This is a genomic window from Burkholderia sp. E168m23 (genome assembly GCF_016586125.1).
GTDB lineage: Bacteria > Pseudomonadota > Gammaproteobacteria > Burkholderiales > Burkholderiaceae > Burkholderia > Burkholderia orbicola.
In genome coordinates, this window is record NZ_BCPP01000766.1 from 1 (window position 1) to 3,557 (window position 3,557).

General features: G+C 68.3%; 3 protein-coding genes. All 3 read left to right on the top strand.

Annotated features, from left to right (window positions below):
* On the top strand, positions 1-1,239 hold a 1,239-nt coding region (locus JMF90_RS29165), incomplete at its 5' end, for an acetate--CoA ligase (RefSeq protein WP_201325761.1).
* A 217-nt stretch (positions 1,240-1,456) separates the two neighbouring features.
* Positions 1,457-2,527, top strand: coding sequence for a porin (locus JMF90_RS29170; protein ID WP_011547054.1), 1,071 nt, complete (start codon positions 1,457-1,459; stop codon positions 2,525-2,527).
* 250 nt (positions 2,528-2,777) lie between these two features.
* Positions 2,778-3,557 (top strand): methyl-accepting chemotaxis protein (locus JMF90_RS29175; RefSeq protein ID WP_236598054.1); only part of this gene is annotated, 780 nt, incomplete at its 3' end.

Here is a 3,557-nt window from a genome sequence, read left to right on the forward strand (position 1 = left end):
GGCGAATCCGACCGCTGCGAGCCGACCTGGGTCGGCGCCGAGCATCCGCTGTTCATCCTGTATACGTCGGGCTCGACCGGCAAGCCGAAGGGCGTGCAGCACAGCACGGGCGGCTACCTGCTGTGGGCCGCGCAGACGATGAAGTGGACCTTCGACTGGAAACCCGACGACGTGTTCTGGTGCACGGCCGACATCGGCTGGGTCACGGGCCACACGTACATCACCTACGGCCCGCTCGCGTGCGGCGGCACGCAGGTCGTGTTCGAGGGCGTGCCGACGTATCCGGACGCCGGCCGCTTCTGGAAGATGATCGGCGATCACAAGGTCACCGTGTTCTATACCGCGCCGACCGCGATCCGTTCGCTGATCAAGGCCGCCGAAGCCGACGACAAGGTCCATCCGAAAAGCTATGACCTGTCGAGCCTGCGCATCATCGGCACGGTCGGCGAGCCGATCAACCCGGAAGCGTGGATGTGGTACCACAAGCACGTCGGCCACGAGCGCTGCCCGATCGTCGACACGTGGTGGCAGACCGAAACCGGCGGCCACATGATCACGCCGCTGCCGGGCGCGACGCCGACCGTGCCGGGCTCGTGCACGCTGCCGCTGCCGGGCATCACGGCCGCGGTGGTCGACGAGACGGGTCAGGACGTGCCGAACGGGCAAGGCGGCATTCTGGTCGTCAAGCGCCCGTGGCCCGCGATGATCCGCACGATCTGGGGCGACCCGGAGCGTTTCAAGAAAAGCTATTACCCGGAAGAACTCGGCGGCACGCTCTATCTGGCCGGCGACGGCACCGTGCGCGACAAGGAGACCGGCTACTTCACGATCATGGGCCGGATCGACGACGTGCTGAACGTGTCGGGCCACCGGCTGGGCACGATGGAGATCGAGTCGGCGCTGGTGTCGCATGAACTGGTGGCCGAGGCGGCGGTGGTCGGCCGTCCGGACGACACGACCGGCGAAGCGGTGGTCGCATTCGTCGTGCTGAAGCGCTCGCGCCCGGAAGGCGACGAAGCGGCGGCGCTCGCGAAGACGCTGCGCGACTGGGTCGGCAAGCAGATCGGGCCGATCGCGAAGCCGAAGGACATCCGCTTCGGCGACAACCTGCCGAAGACCCGCTCGGGCAAGATCATGCGGCGCCTGTTGCGCTCGCTCGCGAAGGGCGAGGCGATCACGCAGGATACGTCTACGCTCGAGAATCCGGCCATCCTCGAGCAGTTGAACCGCTCGATGTAACGCCGCCCGCCACGGCGGGCGGACCGCTTCACCACGGCGCCGCAGCACGGCCGCCTGCCCGCCTCTCACACCGGGCGCGCAGCCGCGTTGCAGCGCCGTCGACAAGCATCGCCGTGCGGTCCCCGACGGCACGGCATGCAGGCGGCTCGTAACGCTTCCGCCATTGCATTGTTAATTAGTCGTACGTATTACAACACTCACAAAACGGAGACAGACGATGAAGAGCAGGACATGGACGATGTGCGCGGCGCTGCTCGGCGCGGCCGCCAGCACGAGCAGCTTCGCGCAGAGCAGCGTCACGCTGTACGGCGATCTCGACGCCGCATTGCTCTATACGAACCGATCGCTCGATTCGGCCACCGGCGGCAACGCCGGACGCCAGTTCGCGCTAACGGACACGGGCATGACGCCGACCAACTTCGGCATCACGGGCACCGAGGATCTCGGCGGCGGGCTGCACGCGAGATTCAAGCTGGAAAGCGGCTTCAACATCACGGACGGCGCGTTCGGCCATTCGAACGGCAACTTCTTCGGCCGCCAGGCGTGGGTCGGGATCGACGGCGGCTTCGGCGAAACGAAGGTCGGCCTGCAGTTCTCGCCGTTCGTGCTGGCGATCCTCGGATCGGACCCGCGCAACGTCTCGCACTTCGGCGCCGCGCTGGTGCCGTATGTGGACAACGTGCTCGTCACCGGCCTCTTCAACCCGAACGCGATTTCGTATACGAGCCCGACGATCGCCGGACTGACGGCCAGCGCGATGTTCGGCTTCGGCGGCAAGGCCGGCGACTTCCAGGCGGGGCGCCAGTATTCCGGCAGCCTCACCTATACGAACGGCGGTTTCATGCTCAACGCGGCGCTCTACGACGGCAACGGCGGCACGTCGCCGACGCCGGTTGCGAGCACGGTCGCGTTCGTCGGCCGCACGATCGGCGCCGGCTACACGTTCGGGCCGGTGACCGGCAAGGCATCGTTCACGAGCTACAAGGTCGCCGGCTCGTTCAGCAACAACGTGTATAGCGCCGGCCTCGACTATCGCGTCACGCCGGCCCTCGACCTGAACACCGGCGCGTGGTACACGACCGACCGCAACGATTCGCACAATCATTCGCTGCTGGCCGCGATCGGCGCCGACTACAGCCTGTCGAAGCGAACCGGGCTGTATGCGCAGGTCGGCGTGGTCAACAACCACGGCGCGATGAATACCGGCCTCGGCATCACCGGCGGCGCGCTGTACGGGTTGCCGGGCACGACGGTCGGCGTCAATGCCGGCATCCACCACGTGTTCTGACGCAGCGCCTGCGGACGGGCGGCCGCGACAGGCCGCCCGTCCGGCTCCGCATCGCCGCGCAGCCGCCCCGGAAACGTCGCGCAAACGTGGTGCGAACGCGCCCTTGCCCGGCGCCGCTCCGGCCCTCCGGCACGCGGATCTCGATGTTTACCCGACCTCAAGTCCGCGGCCGTGCGGCCGTCAAGTCAGGAACGCACGCCCAACATCCGCCGGGAACCCGACGCGCGTGCCCTCAAGGAGACCCACCAACGTGAACTTCTTCGGAATCGGCCGCGGCCGCCGTTCATCGCGCGCGCTCGTCGGCGACATCGCCGAGCAGGCCGGCAAGCTCGGCATCGAGATCTGCGACGTGTCGGGCCACGTCGAGGAAGTCGCGGCGCGTGTCGCCCGGCAGGCGGAGGTGTGCCACACGCTGCGCGAATCGGCCGCCCTCACGCTGCGCGGCAACCACCGGATCGCCGAGGCCGCGCAGCAGGTGCGCGACGTCAGCGCCAATGCGTCGAATGCGGTGCAGCAGTCGCAGCAGACGATCGAGGCATCGCTCGCGGACATTCACGGCCTTGTCGAGGGCGTCACCACGATCAGCGACCAGATGGGCGCGCTGCGCGATGCGCTCGACCACGTGCGGACCGTCTCCGAGGAGATCTCCGTCATCGCGCGCCAGACCCACCTGCTCGCGCTGAACGCCGCGATCGAGGCCGCGCGCGCCGGCGAGTCGGGTCGCAGCTTCGCGGTCGTCGCGGCCGAGGTCAAGAACCTGTCCGCGAAGACCGGGCAGGCAACGGCCCAGATCGAGACGACGCTCGCACGGCTCGCCGAGCAGACCGAGCACCTGCTCGCGGAAGGCACCGACAATGCCGCCCGCGCGCATCGCGTGCGCGAGGGCACGCGCACGATCGGCGAGGTCGTGCACGCGACCGGCCACGCGATCACCGAGCTGGCCGGCGAGGCCGAACAGATCGCGTCGCTGACGGACGAGATCGAGGCGCAGTGCCACCGTCTCGACGAGCAGGTGGGCGAGATGGCATCC